Here is a 25,375-nt window from a genome sequence, read left to right as displayed (position 1 = left end):
TCGCGACTTAGGAAAGGGACATGATGCGTCGTGTAAATATTCTTTGTTCATTTGTTCTGCTTTTTGCCAGCCATAATAGTCTGGCGGTAACTTACCCACTCCCTCCGGAGGGTAGCCGTTTAGTAGGGCAACCACTGACAATAACGGTTCCTGATCACAATACCCAGCCGCTGGAAACCTTTGCTGCACAGTACGGGCAAGGCCTGAGTAATATGCTGGAAGCGAATCCGGGTGCTGATGTTTTCTTGCTGAAGTCTGGCTCGCAACTCACCATTCCGCAGCAACTGATTTTGCCCGCCACTGTTCGTAAAGGGATTGTGGTTAACGTCGCTGAGATGCGTCTTTATTACTATCCGCCGGACACAAATACTGTGGAAGTGTTTCCTATCGGCATTGGTCAGGCCGGGCGTGAAACGCCGCGCAATTGGGTGACTGCCGTTGAACGTAAACAAGAAGCACCAACCTGGACACCAACCCCTAATACTCGCCGTGAATATGCAAAACGAGGGGAGAGCCTGCCAGCATTTGTCCCTGCGGGTCCCGATAATCCTATGGGGCTTTATGCCATCTATATTGGTCGGCTTTATGCCATCCACGGAACTAATGCCAATTTTGGCATTGGCTTACGGGTGAGTCAGGGCTGTATTCGTCTGCGCAATGATGACATAAAGTATTTGTTCGATAATGTTCCAGTCGGGACGCGCGTGCAAATTATCGATCAGCCGGTGAAATACACAACGGAACTGGATGGCTCAAAGTGGCTGGAAGTTCATGAACCGTTATCGCGCAATCGGGCGGAATATGAGTCCGACAGAAAAGTGCCATTGCCGGTAACGCCTTCATTGCAGGCATTTATCAATGGACAAGAGGTTGATGTAAATCGGGCAAATGCTGCGTTGCAACGTCGATCGGGAATGCCTGTGCAAGTTAATTCTGGTTCCAGGCAGATGTTTTAAAATAGTTGTTACGTAGAAAGCAAAAAACCTGCTCGAAAGCAGGTTTTTTTTGAATTTGGCTCCTCTGACTGGACTCGAACCAGTGACATACGGATTAACAGTCCGCCGTTCTACCGACTGAACTACAGAGGAATCGTGTGAACGGGGCGCATATTAATGGCAGCGTTCCGCGATGTCAAAGGGGGAAATGCATTTTTTTGTTCGTTTGCTGGCAATTTCGACAAAGCGATGAACATTCAATCTTTTTTGTAATGTTCCATTGTAGTGCATGCCATCCTTTTATGGGGCAATTAACGCTCGTTCTGTAACCCGGATGAAAGGACAAAACAATCATAATCTCTTATTTGACAGGCGATTAGCTTTCGCGTTAGCGCCAAACTTAAACTGGCAAGCATCTTGCAATCTGGTTGTGAGTAATACCGGCACTTGGGCCGATTCTTAAAAACCGGAGGCAACATGAACTTCAGACGCCTGAAATACTTCGTAAAAATTGTAGACATTGGTAGCCTGACCCAGGCTGCTGAAGTGTTGCATATCGCGCAGCCTGCGCTCAGTCAGCAGGTCGCTACACTGGAAGGCGAGCTGGATCAACAACTTTTGATTCGCACTAAACGTGGCGTTACTCCAACAGACGCCGGAAAAATTCTCTATACCCATGCGCGGGCAATTTTACGTCAGTGTGAACAGGCCCAACTGGCAGTTCATAACGTAGGTCAGACATTATCGGGTCAAGTCTCAATTGGCTTTGCGCCAGGAACTGCCGCGTCGTCTATTACCATGCCCTTATTACAGGCGGTACGTGCCGAATTTCCGGAAGTGATTATCTATCTACATGAAAACAGCGGCGCTGTTCTTAACGATAAACTTATAAATAGCCAGCTTGATATGGCGGTAATTTACGAGCATTCCCCTGTGGCAGGCGTATCCAGCCAGGCTTTGTTAAAAGAAGATCTTTTTCTTGTCGGAACTCAGGATTTTCCAGGGCAAAGCGTTGATGTTAATGCTATAGCGCAAATGAATCTCTTTCTTCCCGGCGATTACAGTGCCGTAAGACTCCGCGTTGATGAGGCTTTTTCTTTACGGCGACTCACGGCAAAAGTCATCGGTGAAATTGAGTCTATCGCCACGCTTACCGCAGCGATTGCCAGCGGCATGGGGGTTGCAGTGTTACCCGAATCAGCCGCGCGCTCGTTATGTGACGCAGTTAACGGATGGATGTCACGTATTACCACACCGTCAATGAGTCTCTCCTTGTCATTAAATTTACCTGCCAGAGCAAAACTGTCGCCACAGGCACAAGCAGTGAAAGAGCTTTTATTGTCAGTGATCAGTCCTCCAGTCATGGAAAAAAGACAATGGCAATTGGTTAGCTAAACGTTATATCTGGATGGAATAAGATGCGGGTTTTTATTATTTGTTATGCCGGGCGTTAGACTTTAACAATGGCGGAATGTCTGATCTGCCCGGAGTTTGCCGTGAATTTCCAACAACTAAAGATAATCCGCGAGGCTGCACGTCAGGATTACAACCTGACAGAGGTTGCGAATATGCTTTTTACCTCACAGTCAGGTGTCAGCCGTCATATTCGAGAGCTGGAGGATGAGCTTGGTATAGAAATATTCGTTCGTCGGGGCAAACGACTGCTTGGTATGACTGAACCGGGCAAAGCATTGCTGGTAATTGCAGAACGCATTCTGAATGAAGCCAGTAATGTTCGTCGACTTGCCGATCTCTTTACCAACGATACATCTGGCGTTCTCACTATCGCAACGACGCATACTCAGGCACGCTACAGCTTGCCAAAGGTCATTAAAGCCTTTCGCGAACTTTTCCCGGAAGTGCGGCTTGAGCTTATCCAGGGAACACCACAGGAAATTGCGACGTTGCTGCAAAATGGCGGGGCCGATATTGGCATCGCCAGTGAGCGTCTGAGCAATGATCCGCAACTCGTCGCCTTCCCGTGGTTTCGTTGGCATCATAGTTTGCTCGTTCCAGATAATCATCCCTTAACAAAAATTACGCCATTGACGCTGGAATCAATAGCGAAGTGGCCGTTGATCACTTACCGACAGGGGATTACTGGTCGCTCGCGGATTGATGACGCATTTGCCCGCAAAGGTTTGTTGGCAGATATTGTATTGAGTGCACAGGATTCTGATGTTATCAAAACCTACGTAGCCCTTGGTCTGGGGATTGGATTAGTCGCCGAACAATCCAGTGGCGAACAAGAGGAAGAGAATTTAATTCGTCTGGAAACGCGCCATCTTTTCGATGCTAATACCGTCTGGTTGGGACTAAAACGAGGACAATTACAGCGTAACTATGTCTGGCGTTTTCTGGAACTGTGCAATGCAGGACTGTCGGTTGAGGATATTAAGCGACAGGTGATGGAAAATAGTGAAGAGGAAATTGATTATCAGATATAGCAAAAAGCCCGCTATAAAGCGGGCTTTTCAGAAATTTGGCTCCTCTGACTGGACTCGAACCAGTGACATACGGATTAACAGTCCGCCGTTCTACCGACTGAACTACAGAGGAATCGCTGTTGAGGCACATCTTAACGGCGAAAAATCTTTTGTCAAACCTGATTTTTAAATTTCTCAACCGTTTGCCGTTTCTATCAACAGTTTGTTGCATTTGCAGACAATTTGCTGGCGAAAATCTTTGCAGCTTTGCTCATTCTCCCTCATTATTTGAAATGTGGTTTCACTTTCTGCAATTAAGGTCAGTTTTGAATATCTCCTCAGCTTTACGCCAGATTGTTCATGGCACTCGCTGGCACGCAAAACGTAAGAGCTACAAGGTGTTGTTCTGGCGTGAGATAACCCCGCTTGCTGTTCCTATCTTTATGGAGAATGCCTGTGTCCTGTTGATGGGCGTACTGAGCACGTTTCTGGTCAGTTGGCTGGGAAAAGATGCAATGGCAGGCGTTGGGCTGGCGGACAGTTTCAATATGGTCATTATGGCTTTTTTTGCAGCTATCGACCTTGGTACTACAGTCGTTGTGGCATTTAGTCTCGGTAAGCGTGATCGACGGCGAGCGAGGGTAGCGACACGGCAGTCATTAGTGATCATGACATTGTTTGCCGTACTGTTGGCAGCGCTTATTCATCATTTTGGTGAGCAAATTATCGATTTTGTTGCAGGTGAGGCCACGCCGGAGGTAAAAGCACTGGCGCTGACTTATCTGGAACTGACCGTCATCAGTTACCCTGCGGCGGCAATCACCTTGATTGGCAGCGGAGCACTTCGCGGCGCAGGGAATACGAAAATACCGCTTCTTATAAATGGTAGTTTGAATATCCTTAATATCATCATTAGCGGCATATTGATTTACGGTCTTTTCTCCTGGCAGGGGTTAGGGTTTGTCGGGGCAGGGCTGGGATTAACTATTTCCCGTTATATTGGCGCAGTCGCCATTTTGTGGGTCCTGGCGATTGGTTTTAATCCTGCGTTACGGATCTCGTTAAAGAGCTATTTTAAGCCATTGAATTTCAGCATTATCTGGGAAGTAATGGGGATTGGTATTCCGGCAAGTGTGGAATCCGTATTATTTACCAGTGGCCGGTTATTAACACAAATGTTCGTTGCCGGAATGGGGACGAGTGTAATTGCCGGGAATTTTATCGCTTTTTCGATTGCGGCTCTTATCAATTTACCAGGAAGTGCACTTGGTTCTGCTTCTACAATCATTACGGGTCGAAGGTTGGGGGTAGGGCAGATAGCACAAGCAGAAATTCAATTGAGGCATGTGTTCTGGTTGTCCACTATTGGGTTAACGGCAATAGCCTGGTTAACAGCCCCCTTTGCCGGGATTATGGCGTCGTTTTATACCCAGGATCCGCAGGTTAAACATGTCGTTGTGATTCTGATTTGGTTGAATGCTTTATTTATGCCGATTTGGTCTGCCTCCTGGGTACTACCTGCTGGTTTTAAAGGTGCTCGAGATGCACGCTACGCCATGTGGGTTTCTATGCTGAGCATGTGGGGATGCCGGGTAGTAGTCGGTTATATGTTGGGAATCATGCTTGGCTGGGGTGTGGTTGGCGTCTGGATGGGGATGTTTGCCGACTGGGCCGTGCGGGCTGTGCTGTTTTACTGGCGAATGGTGACAGGGCGATGGCTATGGAAATACCCTCGTCCTGAGCATAAATAGTATGAAAAAAAGCCAGGCGTGTCGGAATAAACGACAAAGCGCAGATTATTTCAGCAAACGAATTCAAAATTAAAAAACAGGCTTTGACATTGTGGATGGGCATCGTTAATATTCGCCCCGTTCTCGCGATTCCTCTGTAGTTCAGTCGGTAGAACGGCGGACTGTTAATCCGTATGTCACTGGTTCGAGTCCAGTCAGAGGAGCCAAATTTCTGAAAAGCCCGCTTTTATAGCGGGCTTTTTGCTTTGTTACTTAATCAAATCCTTCACATCTTTTCCTGACGCAAAGGATCTGAACTCATTATCGGAACGGTGGTTCATTAAAGGTCCGCAGCTTACGCGAATGCAGTCGGTCGCCTTCTGCGCGCAGCAAGTCTATCGCCCGAATGCCAATTTGCAGGTGCTCGGAAATTGCGCCTTCATAAAAACGGTTAGCCTGACCGGGAAGTTTAATCTCACCATGCAACGGTTTATCTGAAACACACAGTAGTGTCCCGTATGGCACGCGGAAACGATATCCTTGCGCGGCAATGGTGGCACTTTCCATATCAATCGCCACGGCCCGACTTAAGTTAAAACGAAGTGCAGAAGCCGAGTAACGTAGCTCCCAGTTCCTGTCATCAGTGGTTACTACAGTTCCAGTGCGTAGCCGCTGTTTAACTTCCTCACCCGGCCTGCCGCTGACGAGTTTGGTGGCGTCATAAAGTGCACGTTGTACTTCAGCAATGCTCGGAATAGGAATATCGGGGGGCAGAACCGCATCAAGAACGTGGTCATCGCGTAAATAAGCATGCGCAAGTACGTAATCTCCAATAGCCTGGCTTTCACGTAATCCTCCGCAGTGACCAATCATCAACCAGACATCCGGGCGCAGCACCGCCAGATGATCGCAGATAGTTTTGGCATTTGACGGCCCCACGCCAATATTAACCAGAGTAATACCCTGACCATCGGTAGTGATTAAATGCCATGCGGGCATCTGGTGTTTTTTCCATGCGAGGTCGGAAATGGCTTCTTCAGGTGCTTCGGTTTCAGCGGTGATCCAGTTCCCGCCAGCACAAGAAAGGGCAATGTAGGGGCTATGAGGATCAAGGATCTGGCTGCACCCCCAACGTACGAATTCATCCACATAACGTGTGTAGTTGGTAAACAAGACGAACGGCTGAAAATGTTCAACTGGCGTACCCGTATAATGGCGTAACCGTGCGAGGGAAAAATCTACCCGGCGTGCATCAAAATGCGATAACGGGGAGAATTCCGTTGGATGATAAATGCCGTCTGCCGTTTCATCGCCAATTTGTGCCAGTTCGGTTGTCGGGAAATAACGAGTTAATCCGGCGCTCATTGAGCGATCAAGCGTCAGCTCTGAGCCGTCGATGACATAGGGATAAGGAATTTCATGCTCTGACGGTTGCACGGAAATATGTGCACCATAATCCTGGTACAGCAGAGTTAATTGTTCATTAAGATATGAACGAAAGAGAGCAGGGCGGGTGATGGTGGTCGTGTAGCTGCCAGCGTGAGTAAAACGACCAAACGCGCGTGTTTTGGGAGGGTTTGTTGCGCTACCGTCCCAGGTCACGGTCAGCGATGGATAGACAAAAAGACCGTGTTTTCGGGCGCTTTCATCAGGCAGTTCGCCACTTTTAATATATTTGCCAATGGCGTTGCGTAAAGCGACTACAGATTTTTCATATAGCGCGTCAAGTTTATCCAGTGCCTGAGCTGGGGTCAGACCGGAGCCCTTATTATTCATGTGTGTCTCCTGTTCCATACAATTACCGCTTTTCCGATAGTATGTCACAGGAATGTGAAACAAAAGTGTAAGGCGAAGATCGGACGATCTTCGCCAGGCTATCAAGCGTGTTGATTGTCTTTCATCAACAAAGCGGTTATTGCGGAAATCAGGCAGCCAGCCAGCAAATAAATGGCGACGCTATGCCAGTCTCCAGCAAAATAAGTAATCAGAGCAGCAGCAATAAAAGGTGTAAATCCACCGCCTACCACGCTGGCAACCTGATATCCGACGCCAGCGCCGCTGTAGCGATAACTGGCACCAAACATCTCGGTGAACATCGGCTGTTGCACGCAAACCACCATGTCATGCGCAATGTTCGCCAGCATAATGGAGAAGAAAACGATCCAGAAAATGGACTGTGCCTCAAGCGCTATAAAAAAAGGAAATGCGCTTAACGTTCCGATTATTGCGCCGGTGATATAAACCCTACGGCGACCAAAACGATCGGCAAGCCAGGCAAAACAGGGAATTGTCAGGCAGCTTAATCCACCCACCAGCAAACCAATATTGAGGAACAATTCGCGCGGCAGCCCCATATTCTGGGTCGAATAGTTAAGTGCAAAGGCGGTAACGATATACATTGTTAGCAACTCGCACAGTCGCAGCGCAATAATCTTAAGGAAAGCACCGGGATGTCGTAACAGAGCTTCGATAACCGGGATGCGTTTTTGCACTACCGCTTGATTATGCTGCTGTTGTTCAAATTCAGCGGACTCCTCCATGCCATTGCGCACCCACAATGCACCCAGCACCAGTACGATGCTAAACAGGAAAGGAATGCGCCAACCCCAGCTCAAAAATTGCTCGTCAGTTGTCATCATACTGATCAGTGACACCAGTCCGGTTGAAAGGAGTAACCCTACACCGTAACCAACTTGTACGCCGCTACTGTAAAAGGCTTTTTTGTTTTTGGGCGCGCTCTCAACGGACAGCAACGCAGCGCCTCCCCATTCGCCGCCAACAGCAAATCCCTGAATAGCTCGCAGCATCACCAGTAAAATTGGTGCCCACCAGCCAATAGTTGAGAATGAAGGGAGAATGCCGATCAATGCTGTGGCGATGCCCATCATCCAGACGGTAAGCATCAACATGCGCTTACGCCCCAGTCGGTCGCCGAAATGGCCGAAAATGACGCCACCGAGCGGACGAAAAAGGAAACCGACACCAAAGGTAGCAAATGCAGCGAGCGTTCCCATTGCCGGGCTTACCTGCGGGAAAAACTCGCGATTAAACACCAATGCGGCGGTAATGCCATAGAGTAAAAAATCATACCAGTCGACGACGGCACCCGCGAAACTGCCTAACGCAGCGCGTCGGGCGCGACTTAACGAAAGCGTTCCTTCATCGGGACGCGTGGAGATGAGCGTGGAGTCCATAGTGATCCTGTTTGTACTGTCTTTTTATAATTAGTATGGAAAAGGTAACTCACATTGCCGTCGATCTATAAACGAACCTTATGAGACTAACGCGACAGAAAGCATCTGCAAATGTTTTTATGCCAGGAACTGAGGATGAAGGGCCGGGAGGGGGTAACGGTAATATGCTGGAAACGAAACATAATTATAGGTTCAGTTGCATATTACAACCGCGTTGAACAGAAAAATGTGAATGCTAAAGCCGCAAAACATGCTTGGCTGATGCTATTTATCTCTGATGGGGTTTTTTGAATTTTCCTAATGGGATTTGTGTCACTGACACCAGGCGAGCTAATTGCTTGAATGATTGGCGGAGAGAGGGGGATTTGAACCCCCGGTAGAGTTGCCCCTACTCCGGTTTTCGAGACCGGTCCGTTCAGCCGCTCCGGCATCTCTCCGTTCAGATGGTTGCCATGATGCCAGGAAATTTGGCATTTTAACAGTCCCTGTCCGTGCAATTTTGTTCAAGTGACGAGTTTGCGAGCAAAACGATGATTAAGTGGCCCTGGAAAGTACAAGAAACAGATCATGAAGATACGCTGCCATGGAAGGAAGCTCTGGCGATACCTCTTTTGACATGTCTGACAGAGCAGGAGCAAAGCAAACTAGTCACTCTTGCCGAACGTTTTTTACAGCAAAAAAGACTGGTCCCGCTACAAGGATTTGAACTTGATGCATTGAAAAGTAGTCGCATCGCCTTACTTTTCTGCTTGCCTGTTCTGGAGCTTGGACTGGAATGGCTGGATGGTTTTCATGAAGTGCTAATTTACCCTGCGCCATTTGTGGTGAACGATGAATGGGAAGACGATATAGGACTGGTACATAATCAACGTATCGTTCAATCAGGACAAAGCTGGCAGCAAGGCCCAATCGTGCTGAACTGGCTCGATATACAAGATTCTTTCGATGCCTCGGGCTTTAATCTGATTATCCACGAAGTTGCACATAAACTGGATACGCGAAATGGCGATCGCGCCAGCGGAGTTCCCTTTATTTCTTTACGTGAGGTCGCAGGATGGGAACACGATCTTCATGCGGCGATGGATAATATTCAGGAAGAAATTGAGTTAGTGGGCGAAAATGCCTCCAGCATCGATGCTTATGCTGCCAGTGACCCTGCAGAATGTTTTGCCGTGCTTTCCGAATACTTTTTTAGTGCACCGGAGCTTTTTGCGCCACGCTTCCCCTCGCTGTGGCAACGTTTCTGCCAATTTTATAAGCAGGATCCATTACAACGGCTACGAAATGCCAATGGGCGAGACACCTATCCAGTACCAAATGTTCATTAAATATAAATTTTGTTGCTTAATTAACCGATTGAAATGGCTTGCGAATTTTAGTGTTGACACTCGCTGCGCTGCTAAGTAATATTCGCCTCGTTCTCACGATTCCTCTGTAGTTCAGTCGGTAGAACGGCGGACTGTTAATCCGTATGTCACTGGTTCGAGTCCAGTCAGAGGAGCCAAATTCAAGTTTTCATGCTTATCTGTACGTATCTATTTGTTTACGATTCAGTAAGTTAGCGTGAGAATCTTTCCCGGTGCGTATCTGGTTTTCTCTCCGCATCGGGATAATTTGGTGGTCAGATCTGGGGTCAGTTTGGTTCGATTCTGGAGTGACCCCCAAATGTCTTTAAACGATTCTAAAATCCGCAAGTTAAAACCTTCTTCCCGTCCGGTAAAACTCTCCGACTCTCACGGTCTGTATCTGCTCGTCAATCCGGGCGGTTCACGCATCTGGTATCTCAAATATCGTTTCAACGGAAAAGAATCCAGAGTCAGTCTTGGCGCATACCCGCTTGTCTCACTGGCAGAAGCCAGGCAACAGCGCGACGGTATCCGCAAGCTACTGGCGCAGAATATCAACCCGGCGCAACAGCGCATGGCAGAGAAATCCGCCTGCTCCCCTGAAAAGTGTTTTAAGGCGGTGGCGCTGGCCTGGCACAAAACCAACAAAAAATGGTCGGCTGATTATGCCGCCCGTATTCTCGCCAGTATGGAAAACCACATCTTCCCGGCGATTGGTCATCTGCCCGTTACTACGCTTAAAACGCTGGATTTCACGGCCCTGCTGCGGGTTATTGAGGATAAGGGCTTTCTGGAAGTCGCGTCCCGAACACGACAGCAACTCAGCAACATCATGCGCTATGCCGTTCAGCAGGGACTTACCGAAAGCAATCCGGCGCAGCATCTGGATGGCGTTGTCGCCTCACCCGTAAAAAATCACTATCCCGCTTTACCGCTGGAGCGGTTGCCTGAACTGCTTGGCCGTATTGGCGACTACCAGCAGGGCCGGGAGTTAACCCGGCTGGCGGTGGTGCTGACGCTGCACCTGTTCATCCGCTCCAGCGAACTGCGTTTCGCCCGCTGGGGTGAGATCGATTTCAGGCACAAAATCTGGACCATCCCCGCCACCCGAGAATCCATCGACAAAGTGCGGTTTTCGGAGCGTGGCGCAAAAATGCGAACTCCGCATATCGTGCCGCTGTCCCGCCAGGCTGTCGCCATTCTGAAGCAGATACAGGAGATTTCCGGCCATCTGGATCTGGTATTCCCCGGCGACCATAACCCGTATAAGCCAATGAGCGAAAACACCACCAACCGGGCACTGCGTCTGATGGGGTATGACACGAAAACCGATGTGTGCGGACATGGACTCAGAGCGATGGCCTGTAGCGCCCTGGTGGAGTCGGATCTCTGGTCGCGCGATACGGTAGAGCAGCAAATGAGCCATCAGGAGCGCAACAGCGTGCGGGCGGCATACGTGCATAAGGCGGAGCATCTGGAGGCCAGAAAAGTCATGATGCAGTGGTGGTCGGATTATCTGGATGTGTGCCGCGAGGAGTATGTTGCGCCGTATATTTATGCGCGGCAGCATAAGGCAGCCTGAATCAGAAATAGAGGGAATCATTAAAAATGTAAAAGCAGATACTGATTGACCGGGATCTGCTTTTTTGTATTGAGCTGTATTGCCGCTGTTTTTCCATTATTAATCGGAGAACGTCAAAAATTATTCCAGTAGAATAATTTTGGGCAGAAATCTATTAATTAATATCTTATTAATAGGCAACAGACCATTTTGATTTGCGTGCAAATCAAAACAGGTGAAAATCTATCAATAATCGATATTTTCACGGAAAAAACAATTAATACGCAAAAATATCTGTGCCACAAACCACTCGGGAAATATATCCTGTAACCCTTAAGAACTGCACCAGATATGCAGAAACTAAATCCTGCCCCATTCCGAATGAACCGGTATCTGCATCAGTATCCTGCTGTTTAAAATATTCAGGGCTGCGCCAGTTTCCGGCCCTTTGGTTTCAGCCCTTTCCGGTCAGGCGCTGTTACCCTTACCAGCCTTTACCATTATGACCTTTTCCCTTTATACCATAATAAATTCATCCTGATACAGGCCACAACGACCTGCGCCAGATAATGATGAAGCAGAAATAATATATCATGAAAAAATGCTTACATAATGTGGTGAGACAATATAAGAGGTCGAGATATTTATTCAGACATAATACTGCGCCAGAATTAATTTATTATAAAAGGTATTGGCGATAGGTGTAATTTCTTTGAAAGGAAATCGTACAAAAAATTTTGGGGCCAAAATTTTTTGTACGGAAATCTATCAATCAGGTATTTATGCAAGGTTACAGCTATTATTTTTTCACCCGGAGACGTCATCAGATATGGCAGGATAGAGTACCAGATTATAACAGGAAAAATAATAAATCATTTGCTATCGTGATTAACAATAATATGACCCCGCGCCAGCAAAACCCGTCTGCCCACTGCGCCAGATCCGATACAGAGGGTGCTGCAAATGGCTGGCGTTACGCAGTAACGTACTGTTTGCGCCATTCATTAATACCGCAATTCCTCCTTCCAGCGGTAGCCGTACACCTGTTTCATCTGGCGACCGCAACCACCGCCATGGCCCAGATCCGTCGCCGTCAGCGCAAGTGATTACTTTTCACTGAATCCCTGTGCCAGATAATGGCAAATCGCCTCCTGCGCTCACGAATAACGCAGCGAGTGCGGGGAAAATTCACCCTTCAGCCCTGTATTATCGATAAAAACGATTGAAACATCTATTATCAATAGGGAGCGTTTCGAGTGATTACAGGGGTAATCACTGCAATGTTTCAGTAAACTCACCCTGATGAAGCGGGAAGGTCTGATCTGCTGAAATTTACTCGTCACGCAGTAACGATATTTGAGTCATTCATGAAATCTGTCATTCCTCCTTCCAGCGGTAGCCGTATACCTGTTTTACCCAACGCCCACGACCGTCGCCATGCCCCAGATCCATCGCCGTCAGCCCCAGGGATTCCTTTTCACTGAATCCCTGTGCCAGATAATGGCGGATCGCATCCTGCGCCCACGCATACCGCAGGGAATGCGGAGAAAATTCACCCGTCAGTCCCACTTTAGCCGCCTGCCTGTGCCAGTGATTCATCGCTGTTTTGAGGTCGGGCTTGCCGATCAGTCTGCCATTACGTTGCTCTGCGACCAGTAACGCCTTTTCCAGGGCTTTCCTGACTGCGCCAGTATCCAGGGTTGTCGTATGGCGGGGACGCCCGCCTTTAGTGCCAAACACCACTTTTAGCCGGGTTTCTCCGCGCTCAATAGTTCTCAGCCACGTTTTCAGCGACTGTGAACTCTGTACCGCCTCCTGCGAACGCAGCCCCATCAGCCGCGCGATCTCCAGCGCCGCAGCCAGCCCCGCATCCTCAGCGCGGGCTTTCTCCATCACCTGCTGGTAATGTTCCGGCGTAATGGCGCGGCGCGTGCCGTTGCGTGAAGCGCCCGACAGCCCCAGAGCCTTATTGGTCAGGCGCGGATGCTCCACCACCTGCCTGCGTCCAGCCTGTCTCAGCACGGCCCGCAACGCTGCCATTTCGTTTTGCAGCGTTCGTAAACCAATATCCTGCTCCAGCCGTTCCTCAATGTAGCATTCGATATGGCGAACCTTGATCTGCGCCACCCGCTGGATCTGGATATTCAGCGCCCGTAAATGTTCACTGAACCGTTTTGTAATATGGATACGATCATTCACCGTTTTGAAGCTGCCGCCCGCTTTCTTCGCCAGCGCCTTCATTTCACTGCTTAATTTACTCATGACTCCCCCTGCAACAAAAACAAACAGTCTCCGGCGTGTGCTTTTTGGCTGCGCCAGAACGATACCTTCGCGCCGGAGTGGCAGTCTGTTGAGGTTTAGGGAGTTTCAGGCTGTACGCGGTACAGACTGCCTGACGAAGCAGGGGTGTCTCCGGGGCGTTGTGCCCCCCTCGGTATCGATCTTTTTCTCCTCTTACTCTGGACTGACAGCGGCCCCAAAGGGCATGCCAGACGGCGGAAATATGGCGCAGGCCAGAACTGGCGCGGCTTGCGGCGGTATGTTGTGCGGCGTCACTTTGCTTTTTCGCTGGCGCAACCAAAGTGACGCCTCGTCTGGTGCAGGGGGTAAACGTTGCGTTTCTGGTGCAGGGTGACGGTCACGCGGCAGCAAAGCCTGACGGCAATTCAGGCTGCAGCCCGTCAATGTAAGGCGCTGGTTGTCAGCAGAATATAAAACCCGGCAAAGCCAGAGTGTCAGCCCGTAAAGCCGGTTGTCTGGTGCAGTGAAGGTGTATATGTACTTCTGTCTCAGATGCCGATATTTTTGCATCCCCGGCATTTTCAGAGATCAACGCCGGTAAAGGATGCCATGCTGGCGAAGCCTGGCGCTTCTTTCAGCCGTGAAGCGACAAAGGGACTGCCCGGAGGCAGTTTGTTGCAGGCGGGAGACTGCGCCATTATTTCTGGTGCAGGAAGGAAAAACTGTTTCCAGGTTTAAAAGATTGTTTGCTTACCTGATGACGGAAAAATTGCCGAGCTTCGCTTGTCTTCTCCCGGCGCACTGCCTGCTTTTGCTGGCAGCGCGCCGGGAGAGTCTGGTTTTACTGTAACAGTGCGCCTGACGGTTCAGCCATCAGGATCGGCGTTTTTGCATGAGTCTTCCGGTACGGTTGCCCTGATCATCGAAATATCCGGAGGGCCAGATACTTTCCGGTGATGTTTCCAGCGCATCCGCAATCAGTTTTTCGCCGCGCGGCCTGGAGCGGGTCAGCGCATTTGCCAGCGTGGAAGACGCCAGCCCGGCCCTGCGTGAAACCTCAGCCAGCGATGTTCCCTGTTTCCTCAGTCCTGCGATAATATTGGTTGGGTGCCAGTCCGGTTGCATCATACTGGCCTCCCGTCAATAACCTGTACGCCGTCAGCGGTACGTATCCAGCGCGGGGCGTTCAGACTGTCAGCAAAATACCAGACCAGTTCGCACACCAGTCCGGTCAGCGTTTTTTTCAGTTTCCGGCAACAGTGACCGTCACGCCAGTACCTGCGCCAGCGCCAGGCGTAATCACAGAGCAGGTCTGCATCAGGGGTAAATTCCGGTAAAACATCAGGAAGAACATCCACAGTAAAGCGGTCGATCAGGTGCCGCGGGATCGGTTCGCCCAGCGTGGGCCGCAGCAGTCAAGACAGGTACTAGCCTGCCGCAGAGCGCCATTTTCAGCGCCAGATCGTGGCACTCAATGATCGTGCAGCGAAACGATCGCAGTAATCAGCCAGATCGGTGAAGTTGGTAGTGGCGCTGAAGGGAACGGTGAGTAAACTGCATTCAGAAGTGAGGATAGTTGCCATAGGGGCAGCCTCCAGTGAGTGATGATGATCTCCACCACCGGAAATGCCAATTTCACGGGTGGTGGAACCGGACGGAGTTGGCATTACCGGCCTCACTGACACGGGCGCGTCTTGCGACGCCCCCGCCCGATCCCACCATTGAGATGTGACCATACGCAACACAACATATTGTGTTGTCAGTGAAGTATTACAGGATGCCAATCCCGACGCCTGATTTTGCAGACGCGGCGCAACAATACAATGATCGGTAATTTGCGGGAAGAGGTTTGCAGAAAGCAGGTAAACTCAATCACACCATAAATATTAAAACTAAATATATTTATATAAAATATGCACTGAATAATATGCAAACGTTTTTCAATAAAAATCCTGTCAGTTAATTCTTCCCGTTGATATCAGTCAAAAAATAAATGTAAAAAGAGCGTATTTCGTTTCATACAGTAACGTTATTTATCATTTTGCCCAGTGCCGCCAGCATCAGGCCAGATGAACCATAAAAAGGATATCAACGATGAGCGGAAAACCAGCAGCACGACAGGGAGACATGACCCAGTACGGCGGCCCGATAGTCCAGGGGTCGGCAGGCGTGAGGATTGGTGCCCCCACCGGCGTGGCCTGTTCGGTGTGCCCCGGCGGGGTGACGTCCGGCCATCCGGTCAATCCGCTGCTGGGTGCAAAGGTCCTTCCCGGTGAAACCGACATCGCCCTGCCCGGCCCGCTGCCGTTCATTCTCTCCCGCACCTACAGCAGTTACCGGACAAAAACGCCCGCGCCGGTGGGGAGCCTCGGTCCCGGCTGGAAAATGCCTGCGGATATCCGCTTACAGCTGCGCGATAACACACTGATACTCAGTGATAACGGCGGCAGAAGCCTGTATTTTGAGCACCTGTTTCCCGGTGAGGACGGTTACAGCCGCAGCGAGTCACTGTGGCTGGTGCGCGGCGGCGTGGCGAAACTGGAGGAAGGTCACCGGCTGGCCGCACTCTGGCAGGCGCTGCCGGAAGAACTCCGCTTAAGTCCGCATCGTTATCTGGCGACAAACAGTCCGCAGGGGCCGTGGTGGCTGCTCGGCTGGTGTGAGCGGGTGCCGGAAGCGGATGAGGTGCTGCCCGCGCCGCTGCCGCCGTACCGGGTACTGACCGGGCTGGTGGACCGCTTCGGGCGCACACAGACGTTCCACCGCGAAGCCGCCGGCGAATTCAGCGGCGAAATCACCGGCGTGACGGATGGCGCCGGGCGTCAGTTCCGCCTGGTGCTGACCACGCAGGCGCAGCGGGCGGAAGAGGCCCGGCAGCAGGCGGTTGCAGCCGGAGCAAAACAGCCGGATATCCCGGATTCACTGCCGGGTTACACAGAATATGGCCGGGATAACGGCATCCGTCTGTCTGCCGTGTGGCTGACGCACGACCCGGAATACCCGGAGAATTTACCTGCCGCGCCGCTGGTGCGCTATGGCTGGACGCCGCGCGGCGAACTGGCGGCGGTGTATGACCGCAGCGATACACAGGTGCGCAGCTTTACTTACGATGATAAATACCGGGGCCGGATGGTGGCGCACCGTCACACGGGCCGACCGGAAATCCGTTACCGTTACGACAGCGACGGGCGGGTGACAGAACAGCTAAACCCGGCAGGCTTAAGCTACACGTATCAGTATGAGAAAGACCGCATCACCATCACCGACAGCCTGGACCGCCGTGAAGTGCTGCACACGCAGGGCGAAGGCGGGCTGAAGCGGGTGGTGAAAAAGGAACACGCGGACGGCAGCGTCACGCAGAGTCAGTTTGACGCGGTGGGCAGGCTTAAGACCCAGACGGATGCCGCAGGCCGGACAACAGAATACAGCCCGGATGTGGTGACGGGCCTCATCACGCGCATCACCACGCCGGATGGCAGGGCATCGGCGTTTTACTATAACCACCACAACCAGTTAACGTCAGCCACCGGGCCTGACGGGCTGGAAATACGCCGGGAATATGATGAATACGGCCGTCTGATTCAGGACACTGCCCCTGACGGCGATATCACCCGCTACCGTTATGATAATCCACACAGTGAATTACCCTCTGCAATTGAAGATGCGACGGGTAGCCGCAAGCAGATGACGTGGAGCCGCTACGGGCAGTTACAGACCTTCACCGACTGCTCAGGCTATGAAACGCATTACGAATACGACCGCTTCGGTCAGATGACGGCAGTACACCGTGAGGAAGGCATCAGTACATACAATACCTATAATCCGCGCGGTCAGTTGGTCAGTTGGAAGGACGCACAGGGCCGTGAAACGCGGTATGAATACAACGCCGCAGGCGACCTGACAGCCGTCATTGCCCCGGACGGCAACCGGAGTGAGGCAAAGTACGATGCGTGGGGAAAGGCCGTCAGCACCGCACAGGGCGGGCTGACGCGCAGCACGGAATACGATGCAGCGGGACGTGTCACCTCGCTGACTAACGAGAACGGCAGCCACAGTGATTTCAGTTACGATGCACTGGACCGCCTGGTACAGCAGCGCGGCTTTGACGGGCGGACACAACGTTACCGTTATGATCTGACCGGGAAACTCACGCAGAGTGAAGATGAGGGGCTTGTCACCCTCTGGCACTACGACGAATCGGACCGCATCACTCACCGCACGGTGAACGGCGAACCGGCAGAGCAGTGGCAGTACGACGAGCACGGCTGGCTGACAGAAATCAGCCACCTGAGCGAAGGCCATCAGGTGGCGGTGCATTACGGTTATGATGATAAGGGCCGCCTGACCGGGGAGCGCCAGACGGTGCATAACCCGGAGACGGGGGAACTGCTGTGGCAGCATGAGACAGAGCACGCATACAACGAACAGGGGCTGGCAAACTGCGTCACGCCGGACAGCCTGCCGCCGGTGGAGTGGCTGACCTACGGCAGCGGTTATCTGGCGGGCATGAAGCTGGGCGGGACGCCTCTGGTCGAGTACACGCGGGACAGGCTGCACCGGGAGACGGTGCGCAGCTTCGGCAGCATGGCAGGCAGTAATGCCGCATACGAACTGACCAGCACATACACCCCCGCAGGCCAGTTACAGAGCCAGCACCTGAGCAGCCTGGTGTATGACCGTGACTACGGGTGGAATGACAATGGTGACCTGGTGCGCATCAGCGGCCCGCGACAGACGCGGGAATATGGCTACAGCACCACGGGCAGGCTGGAGAGTGTGAGCACCCTTGCACCAGACCTGGACATCCGTATCCCGTATGCAACCGACCCGGCGGGTAACCGTCTGCCGGACCCGGAACTGCACCCTGACAGCACGCTCACGGCGTGGCCGGACAACCGTATCACCCGGGATGCGCATTACCTGTACCGTTACGACAGATATGGCAGGCTGACGGAGAAAACGGACCTCATCCCGGCGGGTGTGATACGGACGGACGACGAGCGGACCCACCACTATCACTACGACAGCCAGCACCGTCTGGTGTTCTACACGCGGATACAGCATGAGGAGCCACTGGTCGAGAGCCGCTACCTCTACGACCCGCTGGGCCGCCGGACGGGTAAACGGGTGTGGCGTCGCAGGCGTGACCTGACGGGGTGGATGTCGCTGTCGCGTAAACCGGAGGTGACGTGGTACGGATGGGACGGCGACCGGCTGACGACGGTACAGACCGACACCACGCGTATCCAGACGGTGTACGAACCGGGGAGCTTCACACCGCTCATCCGCATCGAAACAGACAACGGTGAGCTGGAGAAAGCGCAGCGGCGGAGCCTGGCGGAGAAGTTACAGCAGGAAGGGAGTGAGGACGGCCACGGTGCGGTGTTCCCGGCTGAACTGGTGCGGCTGCTGGACAGGCTGGAGGGAGAGATACGGGTAGACCGCGTGAGCAGTGAAAGCCGTCAGTGGCTTGCGCATTGCGGGCTGACGGTGGAGCAACTGGCCAGACAGGTGGAGCCGGAATACACACCGGCGCGAAAAATTCATCTTTACCACTGTGACCACCGGGGCCTGCCGCTGGCGCTCATCAGCGAAGACGGCAATACGATGTGGAGCGCGGAGTATGATGAGTGGGGAAACCTGTTGAATGAGGATAACCCGCATCATCTACACCAGCCGTACCGTCTGCCGGGACAGCAGTACGATGATGAATCGGGGCTGTGCTATAACCGTCACCGGTATTATGATTCGTTACAGGGACGTTATATCACCCAGGATCCGATAGGGCTGGATGGCGGATTAAATCCATACACGTATTCCCTAAATCCTATTGAATATATTGATCCTCTTGGGCTAGAGCAATTACTTTTGCCCTCTCATGGACAAAAAGCAGCAGGGCAATCATGTGTGATTGATCCCTTAACTAAACAGCCAATAGGAAGTTTTGCTGTTGATTCCAAAGGAAATGCGATGGCGGTCCCTATCGGTGGGAAGGTTATTGGATATCCGCCTAATAAGATAAATCCCCCTAGTATACATACAACTTATGCTAACGGTTCAAATATGTATCGTTTAGATCCTTTGGGACATCCTCCTGCCAATACAAAGCCTCACGCACATGCTCATTTGCCAGGAACTGGACCTCATAATACTGGTCAAGGGGCATCCCTTGATATTAACGGAGAAATTGTTCCTGCAAATAGTAAGGCTGCCCATTTTTACAACGTAAAAATGATGGGTATGTTCTCATTTATTAGTTCTATAGTTCATATGTATACATTTGGAAGCTGTAAAAATGGAACTACTGGTCAGTGCTTTTGTGCTATGACTAAAGAGATGGAATACAATGTAAGTCAGGAAGATGCCGATGCCATGTGTGGCTATATTGATCCAATTTAAGATGAGGTAAATATGAACCGTGAAGTATACTTGGGTGATCGGGGAATATTGGGGATTGAAATAAACAGTTGGACATCAGAGGTAAGAGTAAAAATAGATGTTATTTCATTCTTGTTCTCGGAGGGTGATACAAGCGGTGATTGGGATGAATCTGAAAACATTGAAGAGGGTTATCTTGTTTTTGCTGATATCCAATATTTTGAATTATCCCCAATAGGTATGATGCCTGGAGATTATATAATAGAATATGATTTTAAAGAAGAGGGTGAAATGATTATTTTTACTATCCTTTCAATAGGTAGGCCATATTGTGACAAACTAAGTACAATGAAAATAAAGAGCAAAAATAGCTGGGTTGAAGATAAGTTTAAGCAAAAAGTTATCTGACATGAGTGGTAACTTGTGCAAGTGTTTTGTCCTCCGACAGACGCGTATGATCTGCGCAGCAAAAATCGCTCAGTTCAAACGTCGGTTGAATGCACCTTAGAACACAATAAATGGCGTATCTCTTAGGCTGTATACAATAAATCTGGAGCCAGTGTCGTTCAAACAAAAGGTGGTCAGTCTGGTAGTCTTGACAAATTCGATTTTTTGTTTTAGCTTACCAATCAGCCAGTTAATGGCTACGGAGCTCCCAGTCAGAGGAGCCAAATTCAAAAAAGCCTGCTTTCGAGCAGGCTTTTTGCTTTTCTGCAAACGTGCTTTAGTGTTTGAATTTTTGTTAGAGCTTTCATTACGCTGTGACTGAAATTTTCGCGATAATCCTTTTCAGCGTATTGCTGAATTCATCCAAATTTAGATGATCAATAGCCTTTCCTACCACAATCGTCTCTGAAATATCGGCCATGGCAGGCCAGCGAGTCTTATAATCAGCATACACGGCGATGACAGGAACATTATAAGCACTTGCCATGTGTAAAATAGATGTGTCTGGCGTTATTGCAAGGAAGGCATCTCTTATGATTGCTGCAGACCGCATTATTGAAGGTGATAACGACAAATGATAAACGTTATCAAAATGCCGGGTTAGTTCCAGGGCTGTTTCCGAACCTTTCGGACCATGAACAATGACAATTGGCATGTCTGATTGTATTTTAATCATCTCGATTATTTTTTGTGCCATTGTTAGTGAAAATGTTCTCTCTTGCACGCTACCTTCTAAATTAAGAGCAATATATGAACCTAATGAATGCATCTCACAACGTACTTCGTTTAGCACTATTTCGCTGAGGGGCAATTCAAATCTGGGCGGGGGAGCCGGAAATCCTACTTCTCGCATCATGAAGGCCCATGTCAGCGGTACTGGGGCGCGTAGTGACTGATCCATTTTCGACGCTGACTTACATATCGGTGAATAACATTTCATCGTTAAACCCACAACCTGTAAATTTGCATTGGCTCGTAAGTTACTAATAAATAGCATCGTCTTCAGGTTTTTCTTGCGCATTGCTTCAATACAAAGATCAGGAGTTCCATATTGTTCATTGATGTTTTTTGCTAATTTTTTTATTTCTTTAATACTGGCATGATCCTGCATTGTTATACTGACCAATGTTAATTTTGTTTGTTCCAGATGAAGTGCATCAAAAACAGATTTATTAATTGTTGATGTGACAATCAATAAGTGTTTTATTTTATGCATTTCTAGCGATCGGATTATTGGGTAAATAGCCATTGCATCCCCAATTTGATCGGGAATGTGAATAACTACAAATTCACTTTTTGCAATATCAGTATCTTTGCAGCGATAATCATAATACGCAAATGCAACACGTCTGAAAAATGATACAAATGACATTTCCAACCTCGCTTCCATTCTGGTTAAAACGTGGTGAAGTTTAGCAGAAATGATTGATTTCTAAAATCGATAAATAATAACGTGAAATATACTATATATTTATGGTTTATGTGTTAATCATTTTCGGGAATTATTGTTCTATTTAAAAACAGCTTGTGTCGCATTCTTCAGTCTGGGGGCGTAAAGTGAAGGGAAGCGTTAAAAGGTCAGCAATTGGAGGTGGTCGTTTTCATGTTTGTTAAGTGGGGGAGAGCTACCCCCACTTTTACTCCACAGTAAGTGTCAGCCGATTAACCTACGTATGCGGCCAGCATCTCCTGTGCTGCCAGTTTGCCTAACGCATTTGCTGCGAAAGGACTGTCACCGGTTAAAAGTTTGCGATCTTTGTGTACCCGGCCGGTAATATCATCATTGACGATGTTCATGCCCATTTTCTTCAGTTCTTCACCAAAGTACCAGGTCAGATGACCCGGCATGTAGCCAATCTCTGGCGTTTGTTTGTCTGCAGCGTCAGGGAAAGCGCAAATTGAATAACCATTTAATGGGTTATCGCCGTGTCGAAGCGCCAGAAAGGCTGCTGGACCGTGGCAAAGGGAGATAACAAAACGGTCATTTTCGATTGCCCACTGCAGAGCGGCAGCCACGTCTCTGCTTTCTGGTAAACCAATGAGTGCTCCGTGACCGCCAGGAACAAAGATTGCTGCATACTCGCTGTCTGCGTTGAGGCTGGCGACAACATCTGCCAATTTTTTCGGATTGCGGAACAGAGATTTGTGCTGCTCAAAGAATGGCATAATTTTTTCATCTTTCCGCGGCATAGCCCAATATTCAAATTTTGTCATCAGGCCAGAAAGCGTCGCAACCTCGAACTCGAAACCAGCAGCATGCAGATGATATAACGGCAGCAACGTTTCAATCGGATGGTTTCCTGTTGAGAAGAGCTTACCATTATCGGTTGGCAAATAGCGTTCATCGGCGGCGATTACCAGGATTTTTTGCTTTCCGCTATACGGTTTTGGATAGTCTACCCCATCAAGATCAGAAATCGGGCTGGTATATTGGCCTAACGAATATTCTGACGGGAAGAAAGCATTATCTTCAGCCATATCGATTTGCGGATTCTTACTTTGTTGAACAGTCATAGTGTATTCCTTGTTGTTACTTATGTAGGTTAGTCACTATATTCGCGACTGAGCTGGTTGCTATTTTTAACCAGATAGGAAATTGGAGTCAATATATCGAAAGCGGTATGCAAGGGGGAGTGTGCGATGACTATGCTGTACTTGTGTAGGATATTAGTCATGCCAATTTTCTCCTTATTGCGTAAAGTGGTTGGAACTGGTGTTAATTTATTTTAGTCTATTTTTCAGAAATCAGGATATTGACACCCTGGTAGCACAATTTTTAATTGTGGGGATTTTTTGTGCTCACGTGATGCTTAGAGCGGCGCCGGGGGAACTGACAACAGAATGATTTGCCTGAGGCCTGCTTAAGATAGGTAAATGCTGGAGCAAAGAATCTCCCCGGAACATGCGATGAGAGTGTAAGTTAAGAAAATGAGATTATTAGCAAAAAAATAATCGTAAAACTGTCTGGCACGAAAGATTATCGCGAAAGAATGATGATCCAGATTAAGGTTTAACTGATGACAGATATGATTAATTACTTGTCATCAGATGTACTCTTTGCGCAATTTGCCAGAGGGAATGGGCTGGAGACTAAAGTGGGGCAGCAACGATAACTTTTCTAAAGATAATGACATAAATATAGCATTAAAAATATGCACTAATCATTCAAGCGCAGTTGATTAATATTGAATTTTTTCAGGGAATACCTATGTACCGAAATATTGTTATTCCGGTGAATGTTTTTTCTCGGGATGATAGAGAGCAAGCGTTTTTTCATGCGCAATTTTTCGCCAATGTTTCTTCTGGGCATGTTCACTTACTTGGCTTCATACCGGAATATTTAAGAGTTCTCGAGCGTGGGTATATTTCTGATATGCATCGTTTTAAAGAAGCTCTACGTGGGCAGGCTGTGTGCCGTTTAGCTCATATAGCAGAACAACTGGTTTTGCCTGAAGGATTTATTCATACATATGTTCATTTCGGCACTCTTCCGGAAGGGATAAAGGAACTTGCTGAACAACAACTGGCTGATGTTATTGTGCTGGGAGCTACGCAGGAATTAGGGTTTATCGACATGCTACGGCAGTTTAGCGTGCCGCTGTTGGTGATTTGATGTGGGATATAAAAAAGCCTGAATTCGATGAGGGACGAACTCAGGCCGATATTATGTTTTACAGTTACGTGCCGCGGCGCGTTGGCTGATTAGAACTGGTAGACTAAGCCCACAGCAACGATATCGTCGGTCGCGATGCCGTTTTCTTTGTAGAAGTCGTCGCCGTTGTCCAGCAGGTTGATTTTATAATCAACATAGGTGGACATGTTTTTGTTGAAATAGTAGGTCATACCGATATCAACATATTTAACCAGGTCTTTGTTGGTGTAATGATGATTACCCTGGCTGTCAAAGTTATCGCTATTTACACCGCCTAAATCCTTACCTTTTGATTGCAGGTAAGCGATGGACGGACGCAGACCGAAGTCGAACTGATACTGAGCAACAACTTCAAAGTTTTGGGTTTTGTTAGCGATAGCATCAGCATTACCGTAACCAGTCATGTTACGAGTTTCAGCATACATGGCTGCTAAGTAAACGTTATTAGCATCGTATTTAGCACCAACGGTCCATGCTTCAGCTGTTTCACCGCCAGCAGTTGCATCGAAGCGATCTCCGTAACGAGAATCATGCAGACCTTTGTGAACCTGGTTATCAGAACGGTCAGAGTTAGAGTATGCCGCACCCAGACTTAAACCGAAGTCGAAGTCATAAGAAGTTGACATACCGTAACCGTCGCCGTTCTCTTTGGCCAGCTTACGGCCATTACCGTTACCGGAACCTTCTTGACCAAATAATCCGCTTTTCTCGTTATTACCCTGATATTGCAGAGCAAAGTTCAGGCCATCAACCTGACCAAAGAAGCCATTGTTACGGTAGGTTGCAACGCTGTTAGCACGACCGTTCATGAAGTTGTCGGCACCAGCATAGGTATCGCCACCAAATTCTGGCAGCATATCGGTCCATGCTTCTACGTCATATACGACACCGTAGTTACGACCATAGTCGAAAGTACCGTTCTGACCGAAACCTAAACCTGCAAATGCCAGACGAGTTGCGGTATTACCCTTGTCGCTTTCAGGGCCGTTTGCGCCAATGTTAAATTCCCACTGACCATAGCCAGTGAACTGATCAGCGATCTGGGTTTCACCTTTGAAACCGATACGGGCATATGACATGTCGCCATCACTGCCAGAGTCATCAGAGAAGTAGTGCAGACCCGCTACTTTTCCGTATAAATCCAGTTTATTGCCATCTTTATTATAGACTTCAGCCGCATTTGCTGCGCCAGCAACTAATAACGCCGGGACCAGCATTGCCAGAACTTTTCTTTTCATTATGTATTCCCTTGTGATTATAATCTTCATGAATATATCAATAAGTGCCGTTATCCAAAAAAAAGCACATTTGGATACTATTCTATGAAGTTCATTTTATTTTAAAGATTACATGTAACAAATGTATTTAAAAGATTTCAAAATGTTTCTATTATATTTAATATAATTCATGATTATGAATTTCAGACATAAGTATTCATCATATTTATATATGCATATCAATTGGT

At 49.1% G+C, this 25,375-nt stretch carries 19 protein-coding genes, 5 tRNA genes and 1 pseudogene; 12 read left to right on the top strand and 13 right to left on the bottom strand.

Annotated elements, in window-relative coordinates; all coding sequences use genetic code 11:
• Nucleotides 1-20 precede the first annotated feature (20 nt).
• The gene (ldtA, locus tag FEK47_RS02970; protein WP_135487614.1) at nt 21-956 is read left to right on the top strand and encodes a L,D-transpeptidase; all 936 of its coding nucleotides are present in this window, start codon (nt 21-23) and stop codon (nt 954-956) included.
• Nucleotides 957-1,012: 56 nt separating this feature from the next.
• Here ldtA and FEK47_RS02965 read toward each other — a convergent pair.
• Nucleotides 1,013-1,088 (bottom strand) — tRNA-Asn (locus FEK47_RS02965).
• Nucleotides 1,089-1,412: 324 nt separating this feature from the next.
• On the opposite strand from FEK47_RS02965, the gene nac reads away from it, so the two are divergent.
• Nucleotides 1,413-2,330 (top strand): nitrogen assimilation transcriptional regulator NAC, encoded by a 918-nt coding sequence (gene nac / locus FEK47_RS02960; protein ID WP_130216427.1) that lies wholly within the window; start codon nt 1,413-1,415, stop codon nt 2,328-2,330.
• A 101-nt stretch (nt 2,331-2,431) separates the two neighbouring features.
• A complete protein-coding gene (cbl, locus tag FEK47_RS02955; RefSeq protein WP_135489138.1) occupies nt 2,432-3,382 on the top strand; it encodes an HTH-type transcriptional regulator Cbl in 951 nt (316 codons plus the stop codon).
• Between the two features lie 36 nt (nt 3,383-3,418).
• On the opposite strand, the gene FEK47_RS02950 is transcribed toward cbl, so the two are convergent.
• Nucleotides 3,419-3,494 (bottom strand) — tRNA-Asn (locus tag FEK47_RS02950).
• Between the two features lie 160 nt (nt 3,495-3,654).
• Here FEK47_RS02950 and yeeO point away from each other — a divergent pair.
• Both yeeO and FEK47_RS02940 read left to right on the top strand, forming a co-directional pair.
• Nucleotides 3,655-5,112 carry a toxic metabolite efflux MATE transporter YeeO gene (gene yeeO / locus FEK47_RS02945; RefSeq protein ID WP_346763439.1) on the top strand — a complete coding sequence of 486 codons (1,458 nt, stop codon included), beginning with the start codon at nt 3,655-3,657 and terminating at the stop codon, nt 5,110-5,112.
• 130 nt (nt 5,113-5,242) lie between these two features.
• Nucleotides 5,243-5,318: transfer RNA gene (locus FEK47_RS02940), tRNA-Asn, on the top strand.
• A 94-nt stretch (nt 5,319-5,412) separates the two neighbouring features.
• Here FEK47_RS02940 and amn read toward each other — a convergent pair.
• The 3 genes from amn to FEK47_RS02925 all read right to left on the bottom strand — a co-directional run bounded on the left by amn (nt 5,413) and on the right by FEK47_RS02925 (nt 8,722).
• Nucleotides 5,413-6,867, bottom strand: a complete 1,455-nt coding sequence (gene amn, locus FEK47_RS02935; RefSeq protein WP_135487616.1) for an AMP nucleosidase — start codon at nt 6,865-6,867, stop codon at nt 5,413-5,415.
• Between the two features lie 101 nt (nt 6,868-6,968).
• A complete protein-coding gene (gene shiA / locus FEK47_RS02930) occupies nt 6,969-8,285 on the bottom strand; it encodes a shikimate transporter (RefSeq protein WP_135487617.1) in 1,317 nt (438 codons plus the stop codon).
• A 347-nt stretch (nt 8,286-8,632) separates the two neighbouring features.
• Nucleotides 8,633-8,722, bottom strand: a tRNA-Ser gene (locus FEK47_RS02925).
• Nucleotides 8,723-8,815: 93 nt separating this feature from the next.
• On the opposite strand from FEK47_RS02925, the gene mtfA reads away from it, so the two are divergent.
• From mtfA to FEK47_RS02910, 3 genes are all read left to right on the top strand, one after another.
• The gene (gene mtfA, locus FEK47_RS02920) at nt 8,816-9,613 is read left to right on the top strand and encodes a DgsA anti-repressor MtfA (protein WP_138183094.1); all 798 of its coding nucleotides are present in this window, start codon (nt 8,816-8,818) and stop codon (nt 9,611-9,613) included.
• Nucleotides 9,614-9,713: 100 nt separating this feature from the next.
• Nucleotides 9,714-9,789: transfer RNA gene (locus tag FEK47_RS02915), tRNA-Asn, on the top strand.
• Between the two features lie 161 nt (nt 9,790-9,950).
• On the top strand, nt 9,951-11,213 hold the full coding sequence (locus tag FEK47_RS02910; RefSeq protein ID WP_135487618.1) for an integrase arm-type DNA-binding domain-containing protein: 1,263 nt from the start codon (nt 9,951-9,953) through the stop codon (nt 11,211-11,213).
• A 983-nt stretch (nt 11,214-12,196) separates the two neighbouring features.
• Here the strand turns inward: FEK47_RS02910 and FEK47_RS25315 are convergent.
• Nucleotides 12,197-12,394 (bottom strand): annotated as a pseudogene (locus FEK47_RS25315) (DNA-binding protein); the annotation flags it as partial.
• A gap of 175 nt (nt 12,395-12,569) precedes the next feature.
• On the bottom strand, nt 12,570-13,454 hold the full coding sequence (locus FEK47_RS02900; protein ID WP_135487619.1) for an integrase domain-containing protein: 885 nt from the start codon (nt 13,452-13,454) through the stop codon (nt 12,570-12,572).
• Nucleotides 13,455-13,695: 241 nt separating this feature from the next.
• Between FEK47_RS02900 and FEK47_RS25635 the strand changes: the two genes are divergently transcribed.
• A complete protein-coding gene (locus FEK47_RS25635) occupies nt 13,696-13,827 on the top strand; it encodes a hypothetical protein (protein ID WP_276606557.1) in 132 nt (43 codons plus the stop codon).
• A 479-nt stretch (nt 13,828-14,306) separates the two neighbouring features.
• On the opposite strand, the gene FEK47_RS02890 is transcribed toward FEK47_RS25635, so the two are convergent.
• The 3 genes from FEK47_RS02890 to FEK47_RS25720 form a co-directional block, all read right to left on the bottom strand.
• A complete protein-coding gene (locus FEK47_RS02890; protein WP_135487620.1) occupies nt 14,307-14,561 on the bottom strand; it encodes a helix-turn-helix transcriptional regulator in 255 nt (84 codons plus the stop codon).
• On the bottom strand, nt 14,558-14,791 hold the full coding sequence (locus tag FEK47_RS25725) for a hypothetical protein (RefSeq protein ID WP_205713534.1): 234 nt from the start codon (nt 14,789-14,791) through the stop codon (nt 14,558-14,560). Before FEK47_RS25725 ends, FEK47_RS02890 begins: the two co-directional genes overlap by 4 nt.
• A 93-nt stretch (nt 14,792-14,884) precedes the next feature.
• Complete coding sequence (locus tag FEK47_RS25720) at nt 14,885-15,169, bottom strand: ash family protein (RefSeq protein ID WP_205713535.1); 285 nt, start codon at nt 15,167-15,169, stop codon at nt 14,885-14,887.
• Nucleotides 15,170-15,527: 358 nt separating this feature from the next.
• Here FEK47_RS25720 and FEK47_RS02880 point away from each other — a divergent pair, with 358 nt between their 5' ends.
• A complete protein-coding gene (locus FEK47_RS02880; protein WP_138183093.1) occupies nt 15,528-19,832 on the top strand; it encodes an RHS element core protein in 4,305 nt (1,434 codons plus the stop codon).
• A gap of 12 nt (nt 19,833-19,844) precedes the next feature.
• Nucleotides 19,845-20,219 carry a DUF6258 family protein gene (locus FEK47_RS02875; RefSeq protein WP_135487621.1) on the top strand — a complete coding sequence of 125 codons (375 nt, stop codon included), beginning with the start codon at nt 19,845-19,847 and terminating at the stop codon, nt 20,217-20,219.
• Between the two features lie 346 nt (nt 20,220-20,565).
• Here the strand turns inward: FEK47_RS02875 and FEK47_RS02865 are convergent, their stop codons facing one another.
• Both FEK47_RS02865 and hchA read right to left on the bottom strand, forming a co-directional pair.
• Nucleotides 20,566-21,630 (bottom strand): glycosyltransferase family 9 protein, encoded by a 1,065-nt coding sequence (locus FEK47_RS02865; protein WP_135487650.1) that lies wholly within the window; start codon nt 21,628-21,630, stop codon nt 20,566-20,568.
• Nucleotides 21,631-21,920: 290 nt separating this feature from the next.
• A complete protein-coding gene (hchA, locus tag FEK47_RS02860) occupies nt 21,921-22,772 on the bottom strand; it encodes a glyoxalase III HchA (RefSeq protein WP_135487623.1) in 852 nt (283 codons plus the stop codon).
• Between the two features lie 694 nt (nt 22,773-23,466).
• Here hchA and FEK47_RS02855 point away from each other — a divergent pair.
• Nucleotides 23,467-23,871: a universal stress protein gene (locus tag FEK47_RS02855; protein WP_130216439.1), complete on the top strand. Its 405-nt coding sequence runs from the start codon at nt 23,467-23,469 to the stop codon at nt 23,869-23,871.
• A gap of 89 nt (nt 23,872-23,960) precedes the next feature.
• Here the strand turns inward: FEK47_RS02855 and ompC are convergent, their stop codons facing one another.
• Nucleotides 23,961-25,148, bottom strand: a complete 1,188-nt coding sequence (gene ompC / locus FEK47_RS02850) for a porin OmpC (protein ID WP_135487624.1) — start codon at nt 25,146-25,148, stop codon at nt 23,961-23,963.
• Nucleotides 25,149-25,375 lie beyond the last annotated feature (227 nt).

Origin of the sequence: Escherichia sp. E3659, assembly GCF_005781135.1 — a bacterium.
Lineage (GTDB): Bacteria > Pseudomonadota > Gammaproteobacteria > Enterobacterales > Enterobacteriaceae > Escherichia.
This window is presented reverse-complemented; position numbering and strand designations above follow the sequence as displayed.

Coding starts and splice junctions, on each gene's coding strand:
- ldtA (WP_135487614.1), top strand. CDS start 21: ATGATGCGTCGTGTAAATATTCTTTGTTCATTTGTTCTGCTTTTTGCC.
- nac (WP_130216427.1), top strand. CDS start 1,413: ATGAACTTCAGACGCCTGAAATACTTCGTAAAAATTGTAGACATTGGT.
- yeeO (WP_346763439.1), top strand. CDS start 3,655: ATGTGGTTTCACTTTCTGCAATTAAGGTCAGTTTTGAATATCTCCTCA.
- amn (WP_135487616.1), bottom strand. CDS start 6,867: ATGAATAATAAGGGCTCCGGTCTGACCCCAGCTCAGGCACTGGATAAA.
- shiA (WP_135487617.1), bottom strand. CDS start 8,285: ATGGACTCCACGCTCATCTCCACGCGTCCCGATGAAGGAACGCTTTCG.
- mtfA (WP_138183094.1), top strand. CDS start 8,816: ATGATTAAGTGGCCCTGGAAAGTACAAGAAACAGATCATGAAGATACG.
- FEK47_RS02910 (WP_135487618.1), top strand. CDS start 9,951: ATGTCTTTAAACGATTCTAAAATCCGCAAGTTAAAACCTTCTTCCCGT.
- FEK47_RS02900 (WP_135487619.1), bottom strand. CDS start 13,454: ATGAGTAAATTAAGCAGTGAAATGAAGGCGCTGGCGAAGAAAGCGGGC.
- FEK47_RS25635 (WP_276606557.1), top strand. CDS start 13,696: ATGGCGCAGGCCAGAACTGGCGCGGCTTGCGGCGGTATGTTGTGCGGC.
- FEK47_RS02890 (WP_135487620.1), bottom strand. CDS start 14,561: ATGATGCAACCGGACTGGCACCCAACCAATATTATCGCAGGACTGAGG.
- FEK47_RS25720 (WP_205713535.1), bottom strand. CDS start 15,169: ATGGTCACATCTCAATGGTGGGATCGGGCGGGGGCGTCGCAAGACGCG.
- FEK47_RS02880 (WP_138183093.1), top strand. CDS start 15,528: ATGAGCGGAAAACCAGCAGCACGACAGGGAGACATGACCCAGTACGGC.
- FEK47_RS02875 (WP_135487621.1), top strand. CDS start 19,845: ATGAACCGTGAAGTATACTTGGGTGATCGGGGAATATTGGGGATTGAA.
- FEK47_RS02865 (WP_135487650.1), bottom strand. CDS start 21,630: ATGTCATTTGTATCATTTTTCAGACGTGTTGCATTTGCGTATTATGAT.
- hchA (WP_135487623.1), bottom strand. CDS start 22,772: ATGACTGTTCAACAAAGTAAGAATCCGCAAATCGATATGGCTGAAGAT.
- FEK47_RS02855 (WP_130216439.1), top strand. CDS start 23,467: ATGTACCGAAATATTGTTATTCCGGTGAATGTTTTTTCTCGGGATGAT.
- ompC (WP_135487624.1), bottom strand. CDS start 25,148: ATGAAAAGAAAAGTTCTGGCAATGCTGGTCCCGGCGTTATTAGTTGCT.